Raw genomic sequence first — 24,389 nt, forward strand, 5'->3', positions numbered from 1 at the left:
GTCGCGGCTCCTGGCTGATGTGGCGCGAATTCCCTGGTACTGCACTCATGGTCGTTGGTCTTGCTGCACCGTTGGAAGGTCCGCACCAGCGATCGGCTCATCCCGCAGCCGCGGCGGGTCGTGCCATGGGAGAAGGCGGCGTAGCTGCTCATAGAAGGCAAAGTGCTGTCACAATGCATTCAGCTCATTGTTTGCGGATCTGGAGGCTTGGGCTGATGGCCACGCTGACCCTGCGCAATGTGCCAGACGACCTGGTGGCTCGCCTTAAGGAGCGCGCCAAGCGGCACCGTCGCAGTCTCAACAACGAAACCATCGCTGCCCTGGAGTTGGCGGATGCGGCGGAAGCTTCCCCCGCAGGCTCTGGCGGCATGCCACAACCGGTGCCCCCGTTGGTGGACCGGGAGGCAGCGCTAGCCAAGATTCGTGCTATTCAAGCCCGCTTTCCAGGGACTGCACGCGCCGCGCAGGTCGACCCACGCACTCCGGAAGAGATTCAGGCCGAACTCGACCGCTTTGCTGAACTCCGCAGCCACTTCAAGGGCCCACCGGTGACGACTGAGGAGATCATTGCGGCGATCGAGAGAGAGAGCCATCCACGTGAGCTTGAACCATTGATCCCTTTGCAGCAGCCCCAGTCTTGACCGTTGTTGTTGACACCAATGTGCTGATCGAGCTGTTTCTGCCAAGCTCTAATGCTGAGGCTGTGGCGTGTTGGTGGATTGCAGATGCCGATTGGAGGCTCCCGCGGTTATGGGTTTGCGAGTTTCGCCATATTCACTTGAAATACCTGAGGGCGGGACTGCTGAATCTTGATCAGGCACTTCTCCATCTCCGTGATGCGGAAGAGCGGTTTCTGCCTCAAACCAGCAACATCGGGAGTGCGGATGTCCTTCAGTTGGCTCATGCCCACGGGTGCTCCAGCTACGACGCTGAATTCGTGCTGCTTGCCAAGCAACTGGAGTGCCCACTCCTGACGTTTGATCGAAAGCTGTTGGAGCTGTTTCCGGATGTGGCTGTGAAACCAGAGTCATAACCGCGGTGTCACATCTGGTGGACTGCTCACCCTCTCGGGGATCCACTCATGGTCACAGGCCTTGATGCTTTCCCTTGCGGTCCGCACCAGTCATCGGCTCACCACACAGCCGCGGCGGGCCGTGTCATGGAAGCGGCTTGGACCCTCCCAGCGTGCCCACTGCGTCGAAGGCGGCAAGGATCAGGCCGGGCGGAGCCAGCCCAATGGCTGCTTGTTAACGGTGGGCGCCGATAGGGTGAAGACGCTGCCGAGCCATGGATGTCGTACCGCATACGCCTGCTCGAAACCGATGAGGGTTGGTCAGTGAGCTGCCTTGATCTGCCCGGCTGTCACTCCCAGGGCGACACCCGCGATGAAGCTCTGGCGAACATTCGCGAGGCCATCCAGCTCTGGCTGGAGGTCGAGGCTGAAGAGGCCGGCGTGAAAACCGTGGAGACCCTGGAGCTGGCTGTCTGATGCCGCGGCTGCCAGGTGTCAGTCAAAAAGACGCCGTAAGGGTCTTCCAGAAACTCGGCTACCGCGTGGTGCGCGAGTCGGGCCACCTGATCATGAGCAACGGAGAGCGTCGATTGGTGATCCCACGTCATGACCCGATCAACGCCATCACCATGGGCGCGATCGCTTGCGATGCAGGTGTGACCCCTCAGCAATTCCGCGATCTGCTCTGAGCACCAACCCCGGAACCCCACAAGGTTTTGAGAAGGGTCCAGCCCTCAAGAGTGAGTGACATTGAGGCGAGGCAGAGAACCTTTGAGGGTTCCGGCGGTGACAGACCAGGCTCGAGTCTTGACTCAGCCGCAATCTGCCCCAATCCCAGACAATGGGCGCTGAATCTGTAACGCGCTCCAGTATCTGAGGCGAGACCGGTACCACCGATCCTTTTCGGTCGTGGCCCAGCGGCAAGAGCCTCCCTGGGAGAGATGGATCGCCCTGCCCGTATTTGAGCGTGTTCTTGTCGGCGCACCAGGATGAGCGTAAGCAATGGGCGCAGGGCGGCACAAGCTCTTCTGGGCAAAAACAGGGGACCTTCTTACAGTTGGCTTGAGATTGATGCATGACTGGTATGGATCTTCCTGTCAGACCTGGCGCTGATGTTTGGTATGTGTGGCGCGATGGCGATGGAATCAGTCGTCAGAAGAAGGTCCAATTTGCTGATTTCGAGTTGACCACCTTCATTGAGGGAATGACAAGCATCTGGAAGTCAGATGCTTCGCCAAATCCAACCAAAGTTTTCTTTCTGACGCTCGTTCCTGGCGTGGATTACGGCTGGCATGAAAATCCAGCACCACAATGGATTGTGCCAATCAGTGGCCGTTGGTTCGTCGAAACCATGGATGGCGCTCGAGTCGAGATGGGGCCTGGCGAGCTTTCCTTCGGTGCTGATCAGAATTGCCGATTAATGGGTGAAGCCAAAGGTCATCGATCCGGAGCGGTCGGACCAGAAGAAGCAGTCCTGATGTTGATTCAAGTGGAATCAGATCCATTCGCCGAGCGCAGTCTCTGAGATCAGCCCGCCGGACACGGAACCCTATGGCGCAGTTCATTGATGCACGCCATGGATTCCCGCCGGCTGGTGGTCTGGATCTCCACCGGGATCCTGGGGTTCCAGGGCGCCACCTTGGCGTTCGACCTGCTCAACTGCACCGCCTTGAGCTGGCTGCATGTGCGCATGAACGGGCTGCCCGCGATCGAGCGGCGGGTGGACGAGCCAGGCAGTTCCGGTGACGTGGTTGATCCCGATGCACCGCCGCAACCTGCCGGCGGTTCCACTCCAGAGCACCCGTTGGCGTTGTTCTGTGCCCGGCCCCAAGGCCGCATTGATGATGCGGTGAATCAGGGGCTCAGCATCCTGGCGGGGTTGGCTCTGGGGAGCTCCGTTGGCGGGAGGGGGCAGGGCCAGCCCTGACTGGCCATCGAGCACCAATAGCCTCCATGACATGCCTTCTCACCAATGAGTGCGACGCCCCAAAGCCAGTGGATCTGCACCCAACAAATGGCTGAGGAGCTCAGCATGCACAGCGTGACGCTGCAACGGTTGAAATCCGCTGGCCACTTCCGAGCTGGACACCATTTCCGTAAGGCTTGCGGTCCTAGTTGTCTGCCGTGTTGCCTTCGTAGAGCCAGCCGTGGTTGCCGAGGTAGTCGCAGACCTCCTTCTCAAAGGCGAGTTCGAGGTGGACACTCATGGGGCAATCACCTCCACACGGCAGCGCAAACCCGGAGCCTGCGCTGCGCGGCTGTCGGCGGTCAGCAGCGTCGCGTCGAGCTGCTCAGCCAGGGCCACATAGAGCGCGTCGTAGGCAGTGAGGTTGGTGCGCAGTTCCCAAGCGCGGGGCCATAGCAACCGGCTGGAATAGCGCCGCAAGCCGAGCTGTTGGGCGATGGACAAGGCCTGCAACGCATGCTGCTCGGGCAGTTGATCGGCGAGCACGAGTCGGCGCATCACCGAGAGCACTTCGGCGTCGATCAGATCTGGCGCCTGCAAGTTGGCATCGACCAGGCGGGCCCGGACTGCGCCGTTGAGCAGTAGGGCGTTCACGAGCACCGAGGCATCCACCACCAGCATCAGCGTTCAACCCGGCTCTGGCGCAGCGCCTCCAGGATGGTGGCGGGCTCGATCGCAGACGAGGGCAAGGCTCCAAGCAGCTCGGCATTGTCGGCACGCCTTGCGGTTTCACTCAGCTCCTGCAGCGCAAAGGTGCTCAGCGGCACGCCAGCTCGGCTGGCCAGCTTTTCCAACCGCTCAGCAACCTCGTCGGGCACGTGGCGGATGTAGAGGGTGCGGCTCATCTCTTGCTTCTGCTTGCTCGCTGCTAGCAGCCTAGATCGGAATCAGCTCGTGGAGGGTCTTCCCTTGCATGTTCTTCCATTCCCTCCAGCCGATGACGGTACGACCGGCACTACAGGGGCGTACACCCCGTTGAGGCAGCTCAACAAGGAGCTGCTGAAGACCACCCACTCTCATAAGCAATGGAGCGATATAGGGCGTCACGTCATCAACAGCTCAACCATTCAAAGTTTGCTTGAGAGCGCTCGCCCATCGCAGCTGGAAACAGGCCAGCATTAGCAGCAAATCTGCTCCAGAACAAGACCATCTCGATCCACCAGTCGGTAGACGCGGCCAGTCACCCGCGCTTTCGCCTTGGCCGTCATGGAGGCTTTGACGTGGTTACTCCTCGACACTTCATCACGCCAGACGAGTTCACCACTGGCGCGGCTTTGAATCACGATCACCAAAGTGCAGCGGCTCACCAGTTGCGATCACACTGTCCTGGCTAGAGGCATAAATGCATCGAAATCTACCGATGATCTTCGGGATCAAGGAATTCAGTAGAAATCCATAAGAACGCCATTCAGTGATTGGCTTTCGCGGTATCAGCAGCCACAACAATCGAGCGGAAGCGCAACCACCCTCCATAGAAAAGGGCTACTCGTCCATGGCCACATACACCATCACCCTCGAAAGCAGTGAAACCTTCACCTGCGCCGCAAGGATTCTGGCCGGTTCTGTGGATCAATCCGACCAATCTTTATCACGATGATGAGCAGATCGAGCAGTGGTTCACCCTGACCTGCGTCAGCTACCCAACGGCTGGATGGGCCCGCTCAGCTGGGGACAACAGGCTTCTTCTGGGACTACACCCCTGGCAACAAAGTGGGCGTGTGCGTGGAAGCCGTGCACCCACTGCGCCTGCGGGTGGATGACCGGATCACGGGCGCCAGTTTTGTGGTTCACCCCACTGCGGCGCAGTCATCAGGGGGCTGAGGCAGATCAGCGACAGCGTGGGTTAACGCTGAATCCTGGGGCCAACATGCCCCCCGTTGGGCTCTGATCGGATGGCCTTGCTGGAGCCCACCAACCTGCTGCTCCTGGCCTGTGCGCTGATCTACCTGTGGATCGGCGAAGCCTCAGAAGCAGGAATTCTGCTTCTGTTTGTGGCGCTGATCAGTGGGCTGGATGCCTGGCAGCAGCGGCGCAGTCGCCGGGCGCTGGAGGAATTGGCGCGGCTGGCTGCACCAGCGGTTCGGGTGGAACGTGGGGGACAGATCGTTCGGCTGGCGGCCGAACACCTCCAACCAGGCGACTGCTTGTTGCTGGAGGAGGGTGATCGGGTGGCAGCGGATGCACGGCTCATGGAGCCCGCAACCCTTTGGCTCGATGAATCCCTACTCACGGGTGAATCGCTCCCGGTGTTGCACCAGCACAGCGGTGAAGAGATCCGCGCTGGGGCCCTGGTGGCCAGCGGCCGAGGCCGTGCGCAGGTGGTGGCTACGGGCGAACACACCGCCTTGGGCCAGATCGCCACAAGCCTGCTCACGGTGCAGCCACCGTTAACGCGTCTGCAACGCCAAACCAGACGGCTGACTGCCCGCCTCACGCTTGCTGCCCTAGGGATCACCACCGCGCTGTTCGTGATCGATGGTGCCGTGACAGGGCGTTGGGAGCAGGCCCTGCTTGCAGCCCTCGCTCTGGCATTGGCGGTTCTACCCAATGAAATCCCGGTGGTGCTGGCGCTGTTTCTGGCCCTGGGTGCGCTGAGGCTCGGGCGGATCGGGGTCTTGGCCCGCTGGCCCGCGGCGGTGGAGAGCCTTGGCAGCACAACGGTGTTGGCCGTCGATAAAACAGGCACCCTCACCCAGAACCGCATGGCGGTGGAGGCGCTGCTCACCTGGCCGGAGGCGCAGCGCTGGGAGCCGCAGCTGCCCTTGGCAGAAGCCTGGCACCCGCTGCTGGAGCTGGCCGTGTTGGCCAGCCGCGCGGATCCAGTGGATGCCATGGATGTGGCCATCCGAGGTTTGGCGGCTGAACGCCTACAGGGTGAGCACCAAGAGCACCTGCATCCCGATTGGCCGTTGGTGCGGGAGTATCCGCTCACCCCAGATCTCCTGGTGGTCTCCCAGCTGTGGACCAGCCACGACGGCGCCCGGCACGTGGCCGCCAAGGGTGCGCCCGAGGCCATTGCTCAGCTTTGCCACCTCGATCAAGAAGCCTCAGCTCGGCTCCTGCAAGCCGCAACCGCCTTGGCCCACGATGGTCTGCGGGTGCTCGCAGTTGCCGCTGGCCTCGATGGCGCGCCCCTCCATCCCGAGCTCGCAGGGGTAGACCCTCAGCGCCCGCCCGAGCAGGTGCATGACTTTCTGTTTGAGCCCATTGGCCTGATCGGCCTGGCCGACCCGATTCGACCTGAGGTTCCCGCTGCGATCGCGCGTGCCCAGGCAGCAGGGGTGCAGGTGGTGATGATCAGCGGCGATGCGCCAGCCACGGCGCGATCCATCGCTGATCAAGCGGGATTGCCTCCCGGTGAGCCGATTTGTGGTGCGGAGCTGGAGCACCTCGATCCCGCACAACTGATGGATCGCATCGGCGCCACTACGGTGTTTGCCCGGGTGATGCCACAGCAAAAGTTGCGGCTGGTGCAGGCGCTCCAGGCCCGAGGCGAGGTGGTGGCCATGGGCGGTGATGGCGTCAATGACGCCCCTGCCCTCAAAGCAGCCGACATCGGTGTGGCCATGGGTGAGCGCGGCACAGCTGTAGCCCGGGAAGCGGCCGATCTGGTACTGCTACGCGACGACTTTTCGGCCCTGGTGGAAGCGTTGGCCATCGGCCGGCGCATCGAGGCGAATCTGCACCGCGCCCTTGGCTACACGCTTGCCATTCATCTGCCGATCGCGGGGCTGAGCCTGCTGCCGTTGCTCATCCCTCAGCTGCCACTGGTGCTCTTACCGGTGCACATCGCCTTGCTGCATCTGGTGATTGATCCGGCCTGCACGGTGGTGTTTGAGGCACTGCCGGCACCTGCTCGGCTGATGCAGCAACCGCCTCGCCCACCAGATGCACCGCTCTTTGGCGTGCAGACCTGGCATCGAGCCTTACAGCAAGGCGGTGTGTTGAGCGCGTTGATGATGGGGCCACTGCTCTGGCCTGATCTCGCGATCGAGCAGCAACGCGGTTGGGTGCTGCTGTTGCTGTTGCTCGGCGGTAGTGCACTCGTGTGGATCAATGGCGATCGTCACAGCCGGATCACCCGCTGGGGGGCGCTCATTGGCGTTGGCCTCTGGCTAGTGGTGCAGCTGATTCCTGGCCTTGCATCCCTACTGGAGATCTCAGCACTGTCCTCTGCCCATGCCGCGGGCGTGATCGGGCTCATGGCGGCGGGCCTGCTGGTGACGGGGCGGCGCAGTGTTGCTGCATCTCCCTGAGGAGCGCATCAGCCTCTCTGGCCAGACGAGCACCTTGCGGGGTGAACCATCGGAATCCGCTGGGGTTTGTATAGAGCACTGGCTTGGTGTTCTGCAGCTGAACCTCAGCCTGTTGCCGGCAGCGGATGTAGGCCCCGAAATCCAGCTGGCTCTCCGATGCGGAATCCTCCGCCGTTGCGCTGGCTTCCTGTTGCGGGCAGAGCTTCAGCCGCAGCTCATGCAGCACAACCACTTCATCCTTCATGGCACGCCGCACGAGTTGATCGCGCTGGTCGTTGAGGGCCTGGCAGTCCAAAGCCCTGGCAGCGGCCTGGGACAGCAGCGCCAACCCCAACAACAGAGTCGCTCGCACACTTGTATACATTGCGATCAGGTCTCGATCCAGCTCCATGGCCGCCAAGCGTTGCACCTCCAGCCGTGAGGGCAAGGTGCTGCTCTCCTGTTGGATCACACCCGAGCTGCGCATGGAACTCGATCGGGTCTGGGCCGCCCAGGGCCATCGTCCCCACGGCCGCACTCAAAAGGGGATGGAAGAGATGATCGCCCTCTACTTGGCTGCCCAGCAGGAGAGCTGAGCGATGGGTAGCCATCACGCGCATCACCACAACCATCAGGAGGCCTCAAGCCGAGCTGGGCGGGCCTTCCGCTGGAGCATTGCCCTCAACACCGGCCTCACCACCCTTCAGTTGGTAATCGGCTTTGGCTTTGGCTCCCTCGCCCTGATCGGCGATGCGCTGCACAACCTCGGCGATGTCATCGGCCTGGTGCTCGGCTGGGGTGCCGATCACCTCAGCCGCCGCCCCGCCAGCGGTCGCTTTACCTACGGCTATGGACGCAGCACTCAACTCGCCTCGCTGATTAACGGTCTGTTGATCTTTGGCGCCGGCGCGGTGGTGGTGGTGGAAGCGATTCAGCGACTGTTCAATCCCGTTCCTGTGATTGCAGGCCCGGTGGCCTGGGCCGCTGCAGCCGGGATCGTGATCAACCTCGGCTCAGCCAAGTTGTTTGGACACGACCATCACCACGACCTCAACCAACGGGCCGCGGTGTTGCATCTGCTTACCGATGCAGCCGTCTCGGTGGCCGTCTTGATCAGTGCTCTCCTGGTGGGAGTGACCGGCTGGATCTGGCTCGATGCCCTCACGGCGATCGGCGTTGGCGGTGTCGTGATCTGGAGTGCCCTTGATCTGCTGCGAGAAGCGATCGCCCTCAACCTCGATGGCGCGCCCAGCCACATCAACCTGCTCGAGGTGAACGCAACCTTGCGCGCCCTGCCTGCCGTGGAAGCCGTCGAGGCACTGCACATCTGGAGCCTGAGCACCTCGCGCACCGCTCTCACCGCCCACCTGGTGATTGATGCAGCCGCCCTGGCCACCAGCCAGCTCAGCCAGGAGCAGTTGATCCATCAAGCGCAAGACGCCCTGGCCGCCTTGGGCATCGGCAAAACAACCCTGCAACTGGAAACCACCCACCACCGCTGCGGTGAGCACCAATGAAGCCGTGGATGTTCGGGAAGAGGAACCTTTGTGCAGCCACCGGTCATCGCCAATCGGCGTAACGTGAAATTGAGGGGAGTAGCGGGAACCACCCCGACACCTCTGCCTCCAACAGAGTCCGGCCAGGGATCACCCGAGCCGGTGCGCACAACGGAGGTGCGCTCGAAATGCGTCAAACACCAGCACCAACCTTGTCCTCGATGGCGCGGCGTGAGCGCCATCCCGTAGCGGTTGAGCCATATGCCACCCACAAACTCTCCACCGGCCAAACCTGGGCTGCATAACCCAGGCGGAGTGAACAACTGAGCAGGCCAAGCCTTGAGCATCTCTGCTCAGTGCCGTCACTCGTCCATTCGATCCCTGCCGCGACACGGCAGGGAGACAACCACGGGGCCAAACCCATTGAGATCGTTGAACCACAGGCACCCGACCGGACGGCACCTCAATTGCCAAGGTGACCATCCGCAACCGGTGATAAGGCGCCCGCTACGGGGCGCCTTTTTGATGGATTCCGCTAGCTGATCCGCAGCAGGGCCCGCCTCAGTGGAGAACAGGGCCTTGGATCAACGCAGCGACGCAATCAGCGATGTCTGCCACTCATCACCACTTCATGCCTGAGTCAGACGCGGAGAACGAGACGACCTGGGAACCAGATGAGGAGCGCAAGCTCGATCACAAGCAAGTCCATACCGATCAGGCAGAAGAACCCGACCATGGGCGCCATGCGATCGATCGCTCAAGGCCTTCGAGCTTCGTGCGCAAGAGCCGCTGATCGGGCAGATCAGGCCGGGGCTGCATTCAGGAGTTGGGCGGCCTCATTCATGGCGTAGTCCAGAACGGCATCGGGCAGGCGCGGCAAAAGGGTACTGATGGCGGCAGCGGTCCGATCAAGAAGGTCGATGTGCGAAAGGCCTGGCGAGAGAAGTTGAGCCAGTCGAGCCTGCTCAAGGGTTGCAGCAATGAGCAGACGGATGTCGATGAGATCGGCCATCGATGCTGATGTACGTATCCTTACGCTATGCGGCAGATGCATCTGTGCGCATCGATTGAGACACCTCAGATTGGCGCGCAACATGCTGCAGCTCTGCAGCATGACACCTTCACAGCGAAGGTTCTTGGCCATGGAATGGGAAGGCGTGGAACACCCCGACCGAGGCCCACTAGGGCAGCGAGACCGGCTGATGCGCCCCCTTCAATGGTCCACTGGCGATCGACGTGGATGTGAAGCAAAAGGGTCAGCGGTTGATGCAAACCGCCAGCACCCCCCTTCCTGAGATGGATCACCAATCCAGACGCACATCACTTCTATTGCCGTCTCTGCGCCTGGACCCTGGCCGAGGCCCACGCCCGCGTCGATGATCAGTCGCTACGCAACAGGATCGCCAGCGACGACATCCCGACCTGCACCGCGCATGGCCGGCACCCGCGGCCCCAACTCGCGGCAAGGCGTTAACATCTGTAACGAATGCTTGACCGCCATGGCCGGCTCCGATTTCAAGATCCCTTACCAGCGCACCGGCTTCGTCCCCTTTGCGGAATCCCTCAACGGCCGCTTGGCCATGCTCGGCTTCGTGATCGCCATCGCCACCGAAGCGCTGAGCGGCAAAGGCATCCTCGGCCAGCTGGGTTTGGGTTGATGAGCCTCCTGATTCCCGCTCTGCTGATGACGGCCTGGCTGGTCACGGCCCTGGCTGGCCGTTCCGCCAGCGCCTGAGGCAGAAGCTGCTTCCCAGCTGGCGCACCGCATCAGTCCAATCTTGATCCAGGCTCCATGGCCAGGGTTTCCTGATTCAGGCAGCCATCACCACAGCACCACAACGTCCGAGCACGCAGGATTGCTTCATGGAACGCTCCGACCTGCTGATTGCTTTCCTGGCCTTCGGCGCTGCGGTGATGAGCTTGGGCTTTTGGCTGTTGTCGACCCTGGGAGAACGCGAGGGCTGAGTGCTCAACGGCTCTGCGATGCATGGGCCTGGCGCTCAGTCCTGCTTCTGCCAGATGCGCTCCAAGCTGCGGCGGAACTCACCCTCGCTCAGGGGGCGTGGCAGCCGTTGCCGGCGCAGGGTGCTGCCGATCCACCAGATCTGTAGTCCGCCAAAGGCCAGGGCAAACAACCCCAGCTGCACATAGCCCCAGTTCAGCTGCTCCATCAACCCTGCTGGCGTTCTCCTGCTCTTAGCGATTCAAGGGCACGTGCAGGGCATCGCGGGCGGCGAGCCGCTGCAGAACCTAGAGAGCCTGGGCCAAGGCGGCAGGCAGAGCTGTATCCACACTGAGCACGCGTCCACCGAGATGGACGCGCTGAGCGATCACCCGTTCTGCGAGCTCCACCTCAAACGGCACAAATCCACCTTCCGGGCCGATCATCACCACAGCCGGATCGGGAGGCACATGGGCGAGTGAACGCGCCGCATCCATCTGCGCGATCCAACAGTGTCTTCCGGCACAAACATCCACCAGCTGATCTTCAACAAAGGGACGAAACCGCTTGTGAAGATGCACCTTCGGAGCGATGGTATCGCTGGAGCGCTCCATCCCCGCCAGCAGAGCCTCCTGCAGCTTGGCCTGCCGAAGTAATGGGCTCTGCCAATAACTCTTCTCCACCCGCGCGGTGTTGATCAAGTGCAGATTCGCCACCCCGAATTCGGCCACGGTCCGCAGGATGCGGCGCAGCATCTTCGGCCGTGGCAGGGCGAGCACCACATCAAAACGATGGCGCGGCGGCGGTGCTTGATGGAGCTGAACCTCTAGCTGCACCCCATCGGCATCCATCGCCAACACAAGCCCCTCTCCCCGAAGCCCGCCAAGGCGCCCCACCCGCACCGCATCGCCGACCTGCAGTTTGAGCAGATTGCGCAGATGATCGGCGCGATGATCACGCAACACAACGCGATCAGAATCGATCCAATCCTCGTCGCGTAGAAGAACAAGATTCATATGAACATCTCACAGCCCACTCGATCCAGGATCCATCGCAACCTGCTCCCGAACCGTACCAGCCAGGTGGGCGAAACCAAGGCCACAATCGAAATCAACTCTTGAGATTGATGGCACGACTGAGCCGCTCTCGCCAAGCTCTGGCACGGCATGAGAGTCCATGGATCAACAACTGGGGCGCGCCTTCAACAGCGAGGTTGTCAGGCGCGAAATCGAAGCCATCACCACCCTTGAGGAGGCGAAGCAGGCGGCTCACCTGCTGCTCCAACAGATCGAGATCCAACGCCAGACCATGGACTTATTGATCCGCATGGACTGGGACAGCAACGATCACCTGACCCCAACCGGCGACAGCGAACAGGCCCCGTAGCCTCAAGGCACAACCCCTGGAGAACGCAGCCGTGCAGAGCTGGCAGCTGTGGGCCGCCGCCGCGGCGCTGTTCGCCGCCATCACCGCCCTGCTCACCAAGCTCGGTGTGCAAGCCATCGATGCCGGCCTGGCCACCTTGGTTCGCACCCTGGTGGTGGCGATCGCCCTGGCTCTGGTGCTCGTGAGCCGCGGAGACTTGGCCTGGTCAACGTTGCTGCAACTCCCGCGCAGCGGCTTGCTGGCACTCGCCCTCTCAGGGCTGGCAACCGGGCTGTCGTGGTTCTGCTACAACCGCGCCCTGCAGCTGGGGCCCGTGGCAGCTGTGGCAGCTCTCGACAAGCTGAGCGTGGTGCTGGTGGCCTTGCTGGCCTGGCTGGTGCTGGGGGAACCCCTTGGCTTGAAAGCCTGGATTGGGGTGGTGACCATGGCCATCGGTGCGACGCTGGTGGCCTGGGCGTGAGCAGCCGGCCGTGACAACAACGCCTCTGGAGCAGTTCCTGGCCCGGGTGCAGGCCGATCCAACCCTCCGGCAGCACGTGAGCGAAGCGATCACCGCCGACGCCGTGGCTCTGCTCGCCCAGGAGCTGGGCTATCCAGTGAGCGGCAGCGATCTCTTGCGCTTCTCGGGCAGAACCGCCTCAGGGGTCCGAGTGACCCGCATCGACCATCCCGGTGAGTATCCCGGTCGCTACGTCTAGACGGGCTTCACTCATCCAGCCACATACGCTCCACCAGGCAGCTGCCGTTCTTCACCATCAGCTTCACCTCATCACGGCCACGCCGCGCTTCGTAGAGGGAACTGTGGGCCTCCACAGCATCGAGCTCCACAGCTCTGTAGCCGAGTGCCTGCAAACGCCCGGTACAGGGCCCTTGGGCATGGGGTGAAGACAAGCCTGGAAGGGCTCCAAACCCAAGTCCTGCCAACAGGACTGCAACCGAAAGCATCAACCTGTGCATGCGTCATCCACTCCAGCGCTCAGCACTGATCGACTAACCCCGGCAGCGTGGAGAACCCGTGAAGAGCTTCACGACTTCTTCACCTCACGCTCCGCATGATCGAGTGAGCATGAGGCTCCAGACGGGCCACCCCCTGGCATGAAAGTGCTGATCGTGGAAGACGATCCCGTCATCCGTGACGCGCTCAAGGAACTGCTGCAGCACTGGGGCCTGGTGACGGAAGCGTGCGGCGAAGGGCTTGAGGCTCTCACCCTGCTCGAGGCCGGCAGCTTTGATCTGGTGCTGCTCGACCTCAACCTGCCCGGCCTCGATGGGCTGGAGGTGTGCCGAAAACTGCGGCACCTCCCTGTGAATCAGCCCCTGGTGCTGATGCTCACCGCTCGCGACAGCCTGGATGACAACGTGCTCGGGCTCGAGCAGGGCGCCGATGACTACCTGGTGAAGCCATTCGAGCCGGCCCTGCTCAAGGCGCGCATCCAGGCCCTGCTGCGCCGCGCCGCACGGCCGCTGCGCGAAGACTGGAGCTGGGGAGCGCTGCAACTCGGCCTCGATGGCCGCACCGCCACCTTCAACGCACAAGACCTACGGCTGACCCCCAAGGAACACGCTCTGCTGGAGGCGCTGCTGAAAGCCGGAGGACGCACCTGCTCCAAGGAGCAACTGATCGAATCTGCATGGGCCTGGGCGGATGTGCCGGGGGATGAAAGCGTGAAAACCCATGTGAAAAACATCCGAGCCAAGCTCAATCAGGTGGGAGCCCCACCTGATCTCATTGAAACGGTGTATGGCGTTGGCTTCCGCCTCAACGCCAGCCACGCTTGAACGCAGTGCCCGCGATGGAGCCGGATCTCAGCCGCATTCGCTGGAAGCTCACCGGCCGCTACGTACTGATTTCGGCCTTTGTGCTGTTGGTGTTTGGCATCGCCGTGTTCCTGGAGGTGAGCCGCGCCCGATCAGCCCTGCTGCGGGAACAGGTGCAGCAACTGGCTTCTGCGGCCGCCTCACAGATGCCCCTGATCCTGCATGAAGTGGAGGAATACAGCCACCTCCCCAATCAGCAGCTGCAATTGGAATCGGGGCATGTGGCACTGCTGGAGTCACGTGCTTCAGCGCTGGAGAACAAGAAGATCGTTCTGTTCGATAAAGACAGGCAGATTCTCAGCCAATTCGGAAAACTACCGGCTGATCTCAAGGCCCTGCAGAGCCTGAGAAATCCCAATGAACGTCAATTTCTGGCCGTGCCCAATGGCGTGGCCTACTGGCGCCCTGTGTATTTACGGGACTCGACAGCAGCGAACCGCGAATTGGAGGGGTATGTCTTCAGCGCCGTCTCCACGGCCACAACAGATCGTGAACTGGTGCGCCTGCGCAATGGCCTGATGGTGGGCGGCGCCGTTGGGGCCATCGCTGCAGCTGTGCTCAGCCAGTGGATGGTGAGCAGTTCGCTCAAACCCATCCGCGATCAGCTTCACCGCTTGATTCGCTTCACCAGTGATGCATCCCACGAGCTGCGGCATCCCCTCACCGCCATCCTCGCCGTGATCGGCACCGCGCGGGAACGGGGACAACTCGATCGCGCTGAACCGGAGCTCAGCCAGAAAATCAATCGGATCGATCAGGCGACAGCCGAGATGACGCGCCTGGTTGAGGATCTGCTCCTGCTCACTCGCCTGGATCGTGCAGCACCGGATCAACAGCATTGGCAGCACTTTGATCTCTGTGAACTAGCGGAGGATCTGGCCGCTCTCTATCAAGATCGAGCCAGTAGCCAGCAGCTCCACCTGCACTGTGAGCTGAAGCCTCCAGCCATGGTTCACGGGCACCCCGATCAGCTGAGGCGCTTGGTGAGCAACCTGCTGGTGAATGCGATGCAGTTCACGCCGGCTGGTGGGGCGGTGACGCTGCAGGTGCAACTGCAAGGCCAACAGGTGATGGTGGTGATCGAAGACGAAGGGCCTGGAATCCCATCCGACCAACGGCGGCTGGTGTTTGAGCGCTTCTGGCAGGCCGATGCCGCCCGCAGCGGACCCAATGCAGGTCTGGGGCTCTCGATCGCGCGCAGCATCACCCAGGTGCATGGAGGGCTGATTGAGGCACAGAGCGCCCCGAGCGGCGGCTGCCGCATGGTGGTGCTGCTACCCGCCGCCGCCTAAGCCGGCAGGTGTGACCGGCGCCTCACTGGGTCTTCACCTAGTTATGGAGGAGTTTCTGGTTGGGCGCCATCAGCGCCGCACGCATGGCCTGGCGTTGGTGGATTGTTCTGCTCTGGGCTGGAGCGATCGTGCTGCTGTTCCAGCATCTCGGCGACGTACCCCTGCGGGACTGGGATGAGGCTCTCGTGGCACGGGTAGCCGAAGAGATCAGCCTGCGGCCCTTTCCCACCAACCTCCTGCCCACCCTGTGGGATCAGCCCTACCTCAACAAACCACCCCTGCTGCATGCGCTGATTGGCCTGGCCATTGGCCTCTGGCGCCACACCGTTGGCAGCGAAGCGATCCGGCAGGTCCCGCCGGAATGGCTGGTGCGCGCCATTCCGGCACTGTGCTCCAGCTTGATCGTTCCTCTGGTGGCCTTGGTGCAATGGCGCCTTCGGCCTGGCGATCGCGTGGCTGCCATCTGCACCGCCGCGGTGGCCCTCACCCTGCTGCCGCTGATGCGCCATGGCCGGCTGGCCATGCTGGATGGCAGCTTGATCAGCGCGATGGCGCTGCAATGGTGGGCCTTACTGAGCCTGCCTTCAGCCCCTTCTCGATCGCAACAACGCCATTGGGGTTTGATCGCGGGCGCCGCTGGCTCCGCCATCCTGCTCCTGAAGGCACCGGCCAGCCTTCCCTTACTGGTGGGCGCTTGCCTGCTGCTCGCCTGGGAGCGGCGCTGGACGCCAAGGCAATGGCTCCCTCTCCTCATTTGGATCGTGATCGGCCTGCTGCCTGGGCTGCTCTGGCACGGATGGCACCTGCTGGAGCGCGGGCCGGAAGCGCTCGCCATGTGGGGCCGTCAGGGGCTCGCACGGGTGGTGAGTCCGGTCGAAGGGCATAGCGGCGGCTGGCGGGTGCCGGTGCTTGAGGTACTGGAAGGCGGCTGGCCCTGGCTGGCCCTCTGGCCGCTGGCGATGCTCACGGCGCTGCAGCAGCGCCGCAGCCGCTGGGGGTTCTGGTGCCTCGGGCTCACCCTGCTCACCGCGGCAGCTGTGCTGCCGCTGCGCACCCAACTTCCCTGGTACAGCCATTTGCTCTGGCCTTCCTTCGCCTTGAGCGTGGGGCCACTCTTGGCCCAGTTGATCCAACGCAGCGGAGCCACCTCAACGCTCACCCATCGCCTGCTGCTGGCGGTGCCCTGCTTCTGGATCCTCGCTGGCACCGGGCTGCTGGCCGTGCAAGGGCAGCTCAACGTGCCGGCGACTGTCACGATCCCCGCCGCACTCGGCCTGGTGTTCGGAGGGGGACTCTTGATCACGCCCACGCCGCGCTGGCGGCAATGGGGCGCTGCAGCGCTGGTCGCCCTGCTGTGGGGGGCTCTGTTCAACCTGTTTGCCAGCCCCATCTGGCTCTGGGAATTGAGCGAGCAATGGAGCGTGCAACCCGCAGTGGCTTGGCTACAGCCACTCATCAGCGCGGAGGGTCCCCCTCCGCTGCTGCTCCAGGAGAACGAACGCCCCAGCCTGAACTGGTATCTGGGACAAGACGTCACCACCGGATCAAGGGCGCGGCGCCAACTGCGCACCACCAACCAGGAGCGCCTGGTGCTCAGCACCAGCAATCCCAGCAGGCCTCAGCTCAACTGCAGCCTGATCGGCCAGGCGGATCAAACCTCACAACCGGGGCCAGACCTCTACCGCTGCAAGCCGAGTTAATTCCCTCACGAGTTCCTCACGAGAGGCTGCCTACGTTGAAGAAGTTCTCCGGAGACTGTCGATGTCCCGCGACCGTCAACGCAATCAACGAGATCGTCATCGCCGCGATCGCCACAATGACCACAACCATCGCCGCCAGTCGCTGAGCACATCAGCCGACAACTTCAGCAACGACCCGATCATCTCGGGCGGCGAATCAGGGCTTGATGAGCGTGAATACATGGTTCGTGATCAACACAACGGCCACGACGATCACCATGGCTATGGCCATGAGGTCTACCACGATGAATCGGAGTATTCCCTGGGTGGATCATCCATCGACCATCACGACAGCGACCACGAGTCTGATCGCTTCAGCCTGATCGCTACGCCCGATCCACTGGCCTGAGACGCCCGGCACCAGCGCTCCCTCTTCACGAGTTCTTCACGACAGTCTGGTTAAGGTCGGCACCTCCTAGCTGGGCAACCCTGATGTCTAACGACGAGCGTGACCACGATTCCAACGATGGGGATCAGGGTCGTGGCGATGACCGCGATGATGCGCTGAAGATTCGCGCCCGCGGATCGACGGTCATCAGCGTGAGGGAGTGGTATGGCGCGCGCTGGAAACGGGAGGACATCGATCGCAATGAGCGCTACGTCCTGAGGGATGGGCTCCTGGTGCACAACCGTGGTGGCCGGGTGCGCTATTACGCCGACGACAACAACGACGGCATCTGGACCCGAACCAATCTGGGTCGCGGACAAAACACGCTGAGGCGTGCTGAAAGCCTGGATCCCGTGATCTCCGGTGGGCGTATGTCATCCAGCGACGACAAGACCTGGGGGCATGATTCAGGCTCCAGCAACGAGGCCTATCGCTTCGATCTGGTGAATGGCCAGGTGACCAACCTGCAGGAGTTCGACGATGGCGCATGGCGTCTGGAACGCATCGAAGCCAACGAAACCTGGACGTTTGACGGCACCAATCTGATCCAAACCGAGCGTGAACACGACGGTCGCGAGATCAGCACCTTCACAGATCCCAATGGCGATGGACTCTTCACCAAGGTGCGTGAGGTGTTCACTGCATCCTTCTGAGCCAAGCCATCTCCCTCATCAGCTCAGCTGTTCTGCTGTGAGAGTGGTGCTTGGCACCGCTCTCAGGAGGGCATGAAGCTGCTGGTGGTGGAAGACGAACCCACCTTGCGCCAGGCGCTGCTGCGGCTGGTGGCGCAGTGGGGCTACGCCGCGCAGTCCGCCGCCAACGCTGCTGAAGCGATCGATTGGCTGGAGCTGGATGCTTTTGATCTGGTGCTGCTGGATCTGGGCCTACCCGACCGCGATGGGCTGGAGGTCTGCCGCGTTCTGCGGCAGCGGCCGGAACAGCTGCAACCGCTGGTGCTGATGCTCACCGGCCGGGATCGCCGCGACGACAAGCTCGCCGGCCTGGAGGGCGGCGCCGATGACTATGTGGTGAAACCCTTTGATCCCGAGCTGCTGCAAGCGCGCATCCGCGCCTTGCTGCGCCGGGCCCACCGGCCACTGCGCCCGTCGATCCGCTGGGGGGATCTCGAGATCCAACCAGGAAATCCCACTGCGCTGCTGGGTGATCAGCTGGTGGAGCTCACCCCCAAGGAATCACTGATCCTGGAACAACTGATCCGCGCCCAAGGCGCGGCCTGCAGAAAGGAGCACTTACTCGATGGCTTTGAGGATGGGCGACGCGTCGTGGGTGATGACGCGCTGCGCGCCCACATGCGCAACCTCCGCCACAAACTCAGCGCCGCAGGGGGCCACGCCAATCTGATTGAAACGGTCTACGGCCTTGGCTACCGGCTCGCTGCACCCTGATCCGTTGCGGCTCAAGCGCAGGCTCGTGCGGCAGGGCGGAGGCTTTGCACTGCTGCTGTTGTGCGCCTTTGCCGGTTCGCTGTATTTCAAGGTGGCGCAGCAACGCCAGGTCGACCAACGCACCGAGCTGCGGCAGCTGATGGCCGCGGCCGCCAGCCAGTTGCCGCTGATTGCCCACGAAACCAGCGAGGCCGCCGGAGCACGCAAATTCCAGCCGAAGGCTGAGCTGATCGCCGTGCCGGCCTTGCTGGAGCAACGGATCCAGTGGTTTGGCCTGGGGGGCGAACTGCTGCTTGAACAAGGGAAGCTCCAGCTGCCGCGTGGCACGCGCACGCCAGTACCGAGCCGTTCTGAGCCGCAGTGGCAGCAATGGCCCGGTGGCATCAGCCTCTGGCAGCCGGTGTTGGTGCGCACCAGCCCCCAGGCCACGCCGCAAGCCCTGGGCTCCGTGCGGGTAGCACTCTCCGATCGGGCTGCCCAGGCTGATCTGCGGCGACTACGCAGTGGCCTGTTGCTCGGGGGCATCGTCACCGTGGTGGCGGCCCTGCTGGTGGGCCGCCGCATGCTCAACGCGGCGTTCTGGCCCCTGCAGCAGCAGGTGCGGGCCCTGGAGCGGTTCACCGCCGATGCCTCCCACGAACTGCGCCACCCCCTCTCGGCCCTGCGAGCGCTGCTGGCGGCCGTTCCCGAGGAGCTGCGCCAACAGCCCCAACTGGCCTGGCGCGAACTGAACCAACTCACCGCCCAGCTGGGCGAACTGGTGGATGACCTGCTGCTCCTGGCCCGCCAACGCCAGGAGATCCACAGCCCAGCCGCATCCGCGCGCAACCTGGAGCACTTCGATCTGATGGAGCTGCTGGAGGATCTGATCCGCTGCTACAGCGCTCAGGCCAGCGAGCGGTCGATCCAGCTCAGCCTCAGCCCCGATCCAGCCAGCTTTCGTGCACCGGTTGAGGCCCGCAGCGATCAGATCCTGCGCCTGTTCACCAATCTGCTGCTCAACGCCCTGCGCCACAGCCCCGTGGGCGGGCATGTCGGCATCGAGGTTCACGCCAGCGCCCGCCAGGTCACCGTGCAGGTGATTGATCGCGGGCCGGGCATCCCCAGCCACGTCCACGAGCAGGTGTTTGAACGGTTCTGGCGCAGCAGTGATCAGGGGGGGCATAGCGGCCTGGGCCTGGCGATCGCCCGCAGCATTGCCCGTAGCCATGGCGGTGATCTCAGCGTGTTAACGGCTCAACCCGGGCGCTGCGTCATGCAGGTGTTGCTGCCGATGGCGCGTCAATCCTCATGATTTCTTCATGGGTGATGCGGCAGGTTTGACGCATGAGCACTCCGCTTCCACCTGACTCAGGCCTGGCGGCCTTCGGCGCCAGCCTCACTGCAATCACCCTGGCCGAACTGGGTGACAAGACCTTCTTCATGGCCTTGATCCTGGCGGCCAAACATCGCGCGCGCGACGTGTTCATCGGCGCTTTCGCGGCGCTGACGGCTGTCACCCTGATCTCTCTGGGCCTGGGCTACGGCCTCAAGGAACTGCTTCCCAGCAGCGCGGTGCCGTGGCTGGCCGCCGTGCTCTTTGCCGGCTTCGGCGGCAAGTTGCTGCTCGACGCGCAACGCATGGCAACCAACGAAGCCGAGGTGGAAGAGCAGGAAGCCGAGAAAGCCGTTGCGGAAGTGGAGAGTCGATCACGGATCACCACGGCCTGGGCGGTGATCTGGGAAGCCTTTGCGTTGGTGTTTATCGCGGAACTGGGCGACCGCACCCAATTCACCACCATCTTTCTGGCGACAGCACCGGCCTTCGGCTTCGCAGGCCTCCTGGCCGGCACACTGGCCGGCCATGCCCTGGTCACCTGGCTTGCAGTGGGGGCCGGCAAGTGGATCGGCGGGCGGATTAGCGAGAAACTGCTGTACCGCCTCAGTGGCGGACTGTTCATTGCCTTTGCGCTTGTGTCGCTCCAGCAAGCCCTGAGCTGAACCATGGCACGCACGATTCCCTACCAACCATCGCTGCTGCGCTTGCTGCACGGCATCACGGCTGTCCTGATCCCGCTGGCCTGGCTGAGCGGCTTGGTGGTGCTTGCCAAGCACGACGGCCGCTGGGTCCGCCTGCCGTTTGCCGTGCCGGGCGACTGGATTGACATCCACGGCTCGGTTGGCGCGCTGCTCTGGCCAGTGGCTCTGTTGTTTGTGGTGTACGCGATCGGTCTGGGTCGCGCCCGCCTGCGCCAGGCCGCAAACGCGGCAGCCCTGCTTGGGCTGGTGCTGGCGGTGGGCAGCGGCAAGTTGATGCAGGAGGACTGGCTGCGTACAGGCCAACTCGACCATCTGGCCTACCACCTGCACCTCCTGGCCTGGATGCTGATCACCGGTGCCGTGATCTGGCACATCGGTTCGGTGCTGCGTCGGGGCGGCGTGCGCCTCGCTGCCTCGATGGCCCAACTGCATGTGCGCGAGAACGATGGCCCGCGCCACTGGGTATCGCAACTGCTGCAGCGCCGCTGACGCGTCCGGCACGCCGGAGGAGACCCCAACGGCAGCTTCTCCCGCGCCAACCCGGCAGACAGCGAAGTCGGCACCAGCAGTGGCCGCGGCGATAGCGGCCAGATCACATCCGCGTCACGAAAGACGACATACGGAGAGGCGACAGCCATCACCCTGAAGCGAAGTACACCTGTGCCAGCCAGCTCGCCTAGCGCTGTCAACCGGGCATCATCAGCGCAGGATCCGATGCGCCATGAGCGATCACAGCAACCAAAGCCTCACCGCCCGAGAGATGGTGCGCGCCCATGCCTACCCCGTGCTGGCCGCTCTGAGCAGCCTCAGCCTGGTGGCCATCGCGCTGTTGCAGATCCCGCAGGCCGTGAAAGCGCATCGCTACAACCGCTGCGTCGACGCCCAGATCAAGCTGCGCCAATCGAACGCACTGCAGGGACAGGACAGCCCTGGAAAACTGATCTACCTCAAGGCGGTGCAGCACTGCGAAGGGCTCTGACCCTTTCGGTTAACGACCACGGCAAGACGGCCTTGGATGTCATGGCGCTTGCCGCAGAGCGTGGCCTGCAGATCCGCGCAGGTGCTGCCAGCTCAACGGCAGACCCATCGCTCTGAGGTTGCGAATCAGAGCCAGTTCGGCATAGACGGTCTGATCAAACAGCCGGTAACGCCCCTCGAATCGCGACGCGGGTTGGAGCAGCTCTCGATCGCCGCAGAAGCGAATCGTTTTCACCGGCCTCCAAGACACTCACACCTCTTGACTCTCCCCTTAGGGGAGAGTCAATCCTGGGTGCATTGCGAAACCGGCCATGCGCCTCCTGCTGGCTCTCACAGTCTCTGCGGCCCTTGCCACGCCGCCTGTGCTGGCTCAGTCGGGCCATGAGCACCACCAACACGATCACGGCCAGCACGCCACGCCGCTGCCGGAGAGCGGCGCGAGTGACCACGGGGGCCACGGCAGCCATGGCCATGACGTCGGCCCGGCTGGCAGCACCTATGACCTGCGCTGGATCGACGCGATGGTGCAGCACCACACCGGCGCGCTGCGCATGAGTGAGTTTATGTTCAACGTGGGCTCCCCCGGCGTGGGGGCCCTGGCGAACACGATCTGGAACGATCAGGCCCGCGAGATCAAGGCCATGGGTCAGTGGCGCAAGGCCTGGTACCCCCAGGCGCCCGTCTATCCGGTGACGCTGCCGCCGAGCGGCGACCCCAACAGCCTGGCGGCGCTCAGGCGCATGTCCGCCGCGCAGATCACGGCGATGCAGATGGCCGGAACGGCACCAAGCCCCGACACGCGAGTGAACTGGTTCCTGGAAGGAATGATCGAGCACCACGGCGGGGCGCTGAAGATGGCGCACGACGCCCTGCGCAAGAGCAACAACCCCACCATCCGCCGCCTAGCGCGGGAGATCATCGTGGCTCAGCGCCGCGAAATCATCGAGCTGCGGCGCATGCTCCGCCACGACGTGCGCCACCGCTGAAACCACGCCGCTGCTGCTCAAAATCCACACGGGGCGCCTTGAACCGCGGCTCGGCCAGAGTGATAAAAAGCGATCCAATGGCGAGGGCACGTCCTTGATCCGGCGCTCACTCATCTGGAAGGCCCTGGCTTACAGGGTGGTCGCCATTGCGTTTACAGCGATCTTCACGGGTATCAAGACATCGCTTGAAATTCATATTGGCCTCACCTTGATCTATTACCTGTTTGACCTGGGCTGGGAGCGCATCACCTCGCGCCGTTGAGATCTCAGGGCGATGCAGAGCTGACCGCAAAGGGATGACACCACCAGATGCGGTGGCTAGTGTCCGGCCCATCACCAGTGGTGGAGCCACCCTGTGACGGATCTCTCCCGCGCCCGCCTGGGCCGCATCGACCCTCACGCCCTCGCTGAGCTGCTCCAGCTGAGTCCCGAACAGCGGGCCCAACTGCTGCACACCCTGCAATCCACCCCTCAGGCTCTACGACCTGACGGCACCGTGCCGATCGAAGTGGGCCTTGGCATCAGCACGCGCCTTCGCTCCGCCGGCTGACGCGCTGAAGCAACCGGCGCCAGAACCCCGGCCGCGCCTGGACCTCCTGCGCCTGCCGCGCATCAGCGCAGGTGGAGCAAAGCACCTGCCCCTTCACCCGCCGGTAGTGCTGGGTTGAGCGCTCGATGAACGTGCCGCAACCCTTGCAGGGAAAGATTGGGCTCATCGGCAAAAACCCCTCCTAGCCAGCCCGAAACGGTTGCGGTGTTCACAGAGAACCGGCGCACACCTTGGCTCAGCAGGAGCCGTACTGAAGCGCTCACACAAATTTGGCAACCCCACACCCAAAAGCGTTCACGATCCGTTACGGTTGTCGAAACGTTCCGTAACGTCTCATGTCCGACTCCACCTCCCGCTTCGGTTTCGTCGGCTTTGCCGAAACCTGGAACGGCCGCCTGGCCATGCTCGGCTTCGTGATCGGCCTCGGCACCGAGCTGCTCACCGGCCAGGGCATCCTTTCCCAGATCGGCCTGGGCTGAAGCCATGACCAACAGCCCCGCCAACGAGAAGTGGTACTGGGATCGCGCCACGCAGCAGATCCATATGGAACAGCTGAAGCGCGTTGAACTGTTCAACGGCCGCGCCGCCATGCTCGGCATCGTGATCGGCATCGTCACCGAAGCGATCACCGGCTCGGGCATTGCCCACCAAATCGGTCTGGGCCCTCTGGTGGACGGTTATGCCGCCTGCCGCACCCAGTTCCTTCCCTTCTGCTTCTGAACCCCGGAGCGTTGCGTTCTGATCTGAGCTCCAGGCCACAAGCCTGGAGCTTTTTTATGCTTCTCTCAGGAGAGATACCAACGCAAGAGCGCCAGAACTTGGCCAGCTGGGCCACAGCCGGTGAGCCACTCGCCAATCAAGGCCGCCGCAAAACCCAGCATCGCCACCCGACCATTGAGCCGCTCCACCCCAGCCAGAGCCTGGGTGTTCCAGGGGCGACGGGTGGTGAGACCTTCACCAAAGGCCTCGAGCGGCTCGTAGAGGTAGTCCTGTTTCGTCATCATCAACGGGGGGAGCCGTTTCGCACGGGCTTGCCCACGAAACGATCGGCCCACCAGGCTAGGTAGCAAGGCTCTTTAGCCGCGGCCCACCCTGCGTTTTCGGCCTAGCCGCCCTCGGCCCTAGGGAATCTCTGGACAAACGGGTTTGAGCGACCGCAGTGAGCAGGAAAGAGTG

At 63.1% G+C, this 24,389-nt stretch carries 39 protein-coding genes; 29 read left to right on the forward strand and 10 right to left on the reverse strand.

What is annotated here, in order from left to right; all coding sequences use genetic code 11:
• Nucleotides 1-215: 215 nt before the first annotated feature.
• The 6 genes from H9532_RS09055 to H9532_RS09080 all read left to right on the forward strand — a co-directional run bounded on the left by H9532_RS09055 (nucleotide 216) and on the right by H9532_RS09080 (nucleotide 2,939).
• Nucleotides 216-641 carry a hypothetical protein gene (locus H9532_RS09055; RefSeq protein ID WP_296367591.1) on the forward strand — a complete coding sequence of 142 codons (426 nt, stop codon included), beginning with the start codon at nucleotides 216-218 and terminating at the stop codon, nucleotides 639-641.
• Nucleotides 638-1,033, forward strand: a complete 396-nt coding sequence (locus H9532_RS09060) for a type II toxin-antitoxin system VapC family toxin (RefSeq protein WP_296367594.1) — start codon at nucleotides 638-640, stop codon at nucleotides 1,031-1,033. The genes H9532_RS09055 and H9532_RS09060 overlap by 4 nt, the downstream gene beginning before the upstream one ends.
• A 258-nt stretch (nucleotides 1,034-1,291) precedes the next feature.
• Entirely contained in the window at nucleotides 1,292-1,489 is a 198-nt protein-coding gene (locus H9532_RS09065; protein ID WP_255116873.1) for a type II toxin-antitoxin system HicB family antitoxin, read from the forward strand.
• A complete protein-coding gene (locus H9532_RS09070; protein WP_296367600.1) occupies nucleotides 1,489-1,701 on the forward strand; it encodes a type II toxin-antitoxin system HicA family toxin in 213 nt (70 codons plus the stop codon). The genes H9532_RS09065 and H9532_RS09070 overlap by 1 nt, the downstream gene beginning before the upstream one ends.
• Before the next feature lie 395 nt (nucleotides 1,702-2,096).
• Nucleotides 2,097-2,537 carry a cupin domain-containing protein gene (locus tag H9532_RS09075; RefSeq protein WP_296367602.1) on the forward strand — a complete coding sequence of 147 codons (441 nt, stop codon included), beginning with the start codon at nucleotides 2,097-2,099 and terminating at the stop codon, nucleotides 2,535-2,537.
• 51 nt (nucleotides 2,538-2,588) lie between these two features.
• Nucleotides 2,589-2,939, forward strand: a complete 351-nt coding sequence (locus H9532_RS09080) for a hypothetical protein (RefSeq protein ID WP_296367604.1) — start codon at nucleotides 2,589-2,591, stop codon at nucleotides 2,937-2,939.
• Between the two features lie 276 nt (nucleotides 2,940-3,215).
• On the opposite strand, the gene H9532_RS09085 is transcribed toward H9532_RS09080, so the two are convergent.
• The 3 genes from H9532_RS09085 to H9532_RS09095 all read right to left on the reverse strand — a co-directional run bounded on the left by H9532_RS09085 (nucleotide 3,216) and on the right by H9532_RS09095 (nucleotide 4,285).
• Nucleotides 3,216-3,599, reverse strand: coding sequence for a type II toxin-antitoxin system VapC family toxin (locus tag H9532_RS09085; protein ID WP_296367606.1), 384 nt, complete (start codon nucleotides 3,597-3,599; stop codon nucleotides 3,216-3,218).
• The gene (locus H9532_RS09090; RefSeq protein ID WP_296367609.1) at nucleotides 3,599-3,823 is read right to left on the reverse strand and encodes a hypothetical protein; all 225 of its coding nucleotides are present in this window, start codon (nucleotides 3,821-3,823) and stop codon (nucleotides 3,599-3,601) included. The genes H9532_RS09085 and H9532_RS09090 overlap by 1 nt, the downstream gene beginning before the upstream one ends.
• A 273-nt stretch (nucleotides 3,824-4,096) precedes the next feature.
• Nucleotides 4,097-4,285, reverse strand: coding sequence for a hypothetical protein (locus H9532_RS09095; protein ID WP_296367611.1), 189 nt, complete (start codon nucleotides 4,283-4,285; stop codon nucleotides 4,097-4,099).
• Nucleotides 4,286-4,870: 585 nt separating this feature from the next.
• Between H9532_RS09095 and H9532_RS09100 the strand changes: the two genes are divergently transcribed.
• Nucleotides 4,871-7,234, forward strand: a complete 2,364-nt coding sequence (locus tag H9532_RS09100) for a cation-translocating P-type ATPase (protein WP_296367614.1) — start codon at nucleotides 4,871-4,873, stop codon at nucleotides 7,232-7,234.
• Here the strand turns inward: H9532_RS09100 and H9532_RS09105 are convergent.
• Nucleotides 7,179-7,586 carry a hypothetical protein gene (locus H9532_RS09105; protein WP_296367615.1) on the reverse strand — a complete coding sequence of 136 codons (408 nt, stop codon included), beginning with the start codon at nucleotides 7,584-7,586 and terminating at the stop codon, nucleotides 7,179-7,181. The two genes, H9532_RS09100 and H9532_RS09105, sit on opposite strands and share 56 nt — an antisense overlap.
• Nucleotides 7,587-7,623: 37 nt before the next feature.
• Here H9532_RS09105 and H9532_RS09110 point away from each other — a divergent pair, with 37 nt between their 5' ends.
• The 3 genes from H9532_RS09110 (at nucleotide 7,624) to H9532_RS09120 (ending at nucleotide 9,502) form a co-directional block, all read left to right on the forward strand.
• Nucleotides 7,624-7,809, forward strand: a complete 186-nt coding sequence (locus tag H9532_RS09110) for a hypothetical protein (RefSeq protein WP_296367617.1) — start codon at nucleotides 7,624-7,626, stop codon at nucleotides 7,807-7,809.
• Between the two features lie 3 nt (nucleotides 7,810-7,812).
• Nucleotides 7,813-8,730 carry a cation diffusion facilitator family transporter gene (locus H9532_RS09115; protein WP_296367620.1) on the forward strand — a complete coding sequence of 306 codons (918 nt, stop codon included), beginning with the start codon at nucleotides 7,813-7,815 and terminating at the stop codon, nucleotides 8,728-8,730.
• A 586-nt stretch (nucleotides 8,731-9,316) separates the two neighbouring features.
• Nucleotides 9,317-9,502, forward strand: a complete 186-nt coding sequence (locus H9532_RS09120) for a hypothetical protein (protein WP_296367622.1) — start codon at nucleotides 9,317-9,319, stop codon at nucleotides 9,500-9,502.
• Nucleotides 9,503-9,511: 9 nt separating this feature from the next.
• On the opposite strand, the gene H9532_RS09125 is transcribed toward H9532_RS09120, so the two are convergent.
• On the reverse strand, nucleotides 9,512-9,721 hold the full coding sequence (locus H9532_RS09125) for a hypothetical protein (RefSeq protein WP_296367624.1): 210 nt from the start codon (nucleotides 9,719-9,721) through the stop codon (nucleotides 9,512-9,514).
• Between the two features lie 487 nt (nucleotides 9,722-10,208).
• Here H9532_RS09125 and H9532_RS09130 point away from each other — a divergent pair, with 487 nt between their 5' ends.
• Nucleotides 10,209-10,367, forward strand: a complete 159-nt coding sequence (locus tag H9532_RS09130; protein WP_296367669.1) for a chlorophyll a/b-binding protein — start codon at nucleotides 10,209-10,211, stop codon at nucleotides 10,365-10,367.
• Between the two features lie 342 nt (nucleotides 10,368-10,709).
• On the opposite strand, the gene H9532_RS09135 is transcribed toward H9532_RS09130, so the two are convergent.
• A complete protein-coding gene (locus H9532_RS09135; protein WP_296367626.1) occupies nucleotides 10,710-10,880 on the reverse strand; it encodes a hypothetical protein in 171 nt (56 codons plus the stop codon).
• 79 nt (nucleotides 10,881-10,959) lie between these two features.
• Nucleotides 10,960-11,667 (reverse strand): 16S rRNA (uracil(1498)-N(3))-methyltransferase, encoded by a 708-nt coding sequence (locus tag H9532_RS09140; RefSeq protein WP_296367628.1) that lies wholly within the window; start codon nucleotides 11,665-11,667, stop codon nucleotides 10,960-10,962.
• A gap of 160 nt (nucleotides 11,668-11,827) precedes the next feature.
• Between H9532_RS09140 and H9532_RS09145 the strand changes: the two genes are divergently transcribed.
• From H9532_RS09145 to H9532_RS09155, 3 genes are read left to right on the forward strand one after another with little or no spacing between them, the layout of a single operon-like run.
• Nucleotides 11,828-12,037: a hypothetical protein gene (locus H9532_RS09145; protein WP_296367630.1), complete on the forward strand. Its 210-nt coding sequence runs from the start codon at nucleotides 11,828-11,830 to the stop codon at nucleotides 12,035-12,037.
• Nucleotides 12,038-12,068: 31 nt separating this feature from the next.
• The gene (locus H9532_RS09150) at nucleotides 12,069-12,497 is read left to right on the forward strand and encodes an EamA family transporter (protein WP_296367632.1); all 429 of its coding nucleotides are present in this window, start codon (nucleotides 12,069-12,071) and stop codon (nucleotides 12,495-12,497) included.
• A gap of 10 nt (nucleotides 12,498-12,507) precedes the next feature.
• Nucleotides 12,508-12,735 carry a Nif11-like leader peptide family natural product precursor gene (locus H9532_RS09155; protein ID WP_296367636.1) on the forward strand — a complete coding sequence of 76 codons (228 nt, stop codon included), beginning with the start codon at nucleotides 12,508-12,510 and terminating at the stop codon, nucleotides 12,733-12,735.
• Nucleotides 12,736-12,742: 7 nt separating this feature from the next.
• Here H9532_RS09155 and H9532_RS09160 read toward each other — a convergent pair whose 3' ends face one another.
• Nucleotides 12,743-12,928 (reverse strand): hypothetical protein, encoded by a 186-nt coding sequence (locus tag H9532_RS09160; RefSeq protein ID WP_296367638.1) that lies wholly within the window; start codon nucleotides 12,926-12,928, stop codon nucleotides 12,743-12,745.
• A gap of 204 nt (nucleotides 12,929-13,132) precedes the next feature.
• Between H9532_RS09160 and H9532_RS09165 the strand changes: the two genes are divergently transcribed.
• From H9532_RS09165 to H9532_RS09210, 10 genes are all read left to right on the forward strand, one after another.
• Nucleotides 13,133-13,816, forward strand: a complete 684-nt coding sequence (locus tag H9532_RS09165; RefSeq protein WP_296367640.1) for a response regulator transcription factor — start codon at nucleotides 13,133-13,135, stop codon at nucleotides 13,814-13,816.
• A gap of 5 nt (nucleotides 13,817-13,821) precedes the next feature.
• Nucleotides 13,822-15,147, forward strand: a complete 1,326-nt coding sequence (locus H9532_RS09170) for a HAMP domain-containing sensor histidine kinase (protein WP_296367670.1) — start codon at nucleotides 13,822-13,824, stop codon at nucleotides 15,145-15,147.
• An 83-nt stretch (nucleotides 15,148-15,230) separates the two neighbouring features.
• On the forward strand, nucleotides 15,231-16,847 hold the full coding sequence (locus H9532_RS09175) for a phospholipid carrier-dependent glycosyltransferase (RefSeq protein ID WP_296367642.1): 1,617 nt from the start codon (nucleotides 15,231-15,233) through the stop codon (nucleotides 16,845-16,847).
• Between the two features lie 61 nt (nucleotides 16,848-16,908).
• Nucleotides 16,909-17,235 carry a hypothetical protein gene (locus tag H9532_RS09180; protein ID WP_296367643.1) on the forward strand — a complete coding sequence of 109 codons (327 nt, stop codon included), beginning with the start codon at nucleotides 16,909-16,911 and terminating at the stop codon, nucleotides 17,233-17,235.
• 83 nt (nucleotides 17,236-17,318) lie between these two features.
• The gene (locus tag H9532_RS09185) at nucleotides 17,319-17,927 is read left to right on the forward strand and encodes a hypothetical protein (protein ID WP_296367645.1); all 609 of its coding nucleotides are present in this window, start codon (nucleotides 17,319-17,321) and stop codon (nucleotides 17,925-17,927) included.
• Between the two features lie 72 nt (nucleotides 17,928-17,999).
• A complete protein-coding gene (locus H9532_RS09190) occupies nucleotides 18,000-18,680 on the forward strand; it encodes a response regulator transcription factor (protein WP_296367647.1) in 681 nt (226 codons plus the stop codon).
• A complete protein-coding gene (locus tag H9532_RS09195; protein ID WP_296367649.1) occupies nucleotides 18,637-19,974 on the forward strand; it encodes a HAMP domain-containing sensor histidine kinase in 1,338 nt (445 codons plus the stop codon). The genes H9532_RS09190 and H9532_RS09195 overlap by 44 nt, the downstream gene beginning before the upstream one ends.
• A gap of 32 nt (nucleotides 19,975-20,006) precedes the next feature.
• Nucleotides 20,007-20,660: a TMEM165/GDT1 family protein gene (locus H9532_RS09200; RefSeq protein WP_296367651.1), complete on the forward strand. Its 654-nt coding sequence runs from the start codon at nucleotides 20,007-20,009 to the stop codon at nucleotides 20,658-20,660.
• Between the two features lie 3 nt (nucleotides 20,661-20,663).
• Complete coding sequence (locus H9532_RS09205) at nucleotides 20,664-21,188, forward strand: cytochrome B (protein ID WP_296367652.1); 525 nt, start codon at nucleotides 20,664-20,666, stop codon at nucleotides 21,186-21,188.
• Between the two features lie 232 nt (nucleotides 21,189-21,420).
• Nucleotides 21,421-21,678: a hypothetical protein gene (locus tag H9532_RS09210; protein ID WP_296367654.1), complete on the forward strand. Its 258-nt coding sequence runs from the start codon at nucleotides 21,421-21,423 to the stop codon at nucleotides 21,676-21,678.
• A gap of 39 nt (nucleotides 21,679-21,717) precedes the next feature.
• On the opposite strand, the gene H9532_RS09215 is transcribed toward H9532_RS09210, so the two are convergent.
• The gene (locus tag H9532_RS09215) at nucleotides 21,718-21,912 is read right to left on the reverse strand and encodes a hypothetical protein (protein ID WP_296367655.1); all 195 of its coding nucleotides are present in this window, start codon (nucleotides 21,910-21,912) and stop codon (nucleotides 21,718-21,720) included.
• Between the two features lie 76 nt (nucleotides 21,913-21,988).
• Between H9532_RS09215 and H9532_RS09220 the strand changes: the two genes are divergently transcribed.
• The 5 genes from H9532_RS09220 to H9532_RS09240 all read left to right on the forward strand — a co-directional run bounded on the left by H9532_RS09220 (nucleotide 21,989) and on the right by H9532_RS09240 (nucleotide 23,933).
• Nucleotides 21,989-22,663, forward strand: coding sequence for a DUF305 domain-containing protein (locus tag H9532_RS09220; protein ID WP_296367656.1), 675 nt, complete (start codon nucleotides 21,989-21,991; stop codon nucleotides 22,661-22,663).
• 94 nt (nucleotides 22,664-22,757) lie between these two features.
• Nucleotides 22,758-22,925, forward strand: coding sequence for a hypothetical protein (locus tag H9532_RS09225; RefSeq protein ID WP_296367658.1), 168 nt, complete (start codon nucleotides 22,758-22,760; stop codon nucleotides 22,923-22,925).
• 93 nt (nucleotides 22,926-23,018) lie between these two features.
• Entirely contained in the window at nucleotides 23,019-23,213 is a 195-nt protein-coding gene (locus H9532_RS09230) for a hypothetical protein (RefSeq protein WP_296367660.1), read from the forward strand.
• Nucleotides 23,214-23,548: 335 nt separating this feature from the next.
• Nucleotides 23,549-23,692: a chlorophyll a/b-binding protein gene (locus tag H9532_RS09235; protein WP_217796560.1), complete on the forward strand. Its 144-nt coding sequence runs from the start codon at nucleotides 23,549-23,551 to the stop codon at nucleotides 23,690-23,692.
• Nucleotides 23,693-23,696: 4 nt separating this feature from the next.
• Nucleotides 23,697-23,933 carry a chlorophyll a/b-binding protein gene (locus tag H9532_RS09240; protein ID WP_296367663.1) on the forward strand — a complete coding sequence of 79 codons (237 nt, stop codon included), beginning with the start codon at nucleotides 23,697-23,699 and terminating at the stop codon, nucleotides 23,931-23,933.
• Between the two features lie 65 nt (nucleotides 23,934-23,998).
• Here H9532_RS09240 and H9532_RS09245 read toward each other — a convergent pair whose 3' ends face one another.
• Nucleotides 23,999-24,214 carry a chlorophyll a/b-binding protein gene (locus tag H9532_RS09245; protein ID WP_296367664.1) on the reverse strand — a complete coding sequence of 72 codons (216 nt, stop codon included), beginning with the start codon at nucleotides 24,212-24,214 and terminating at the stop codon, nucleotides 23,999-24,001.
• Between the last annotated feature and the right edge of the window lie 175 nt (nucleotides 24,215-24,389).

The organism is Vulcanococcus sp. Clear-D1 (assembly GCF_014654725.1).
GTDB lineage: Bacteria > Cyanobacteriota > Cyanobacteriia > PCC-6307 > Cyanobiaceae > Vulcanococcus.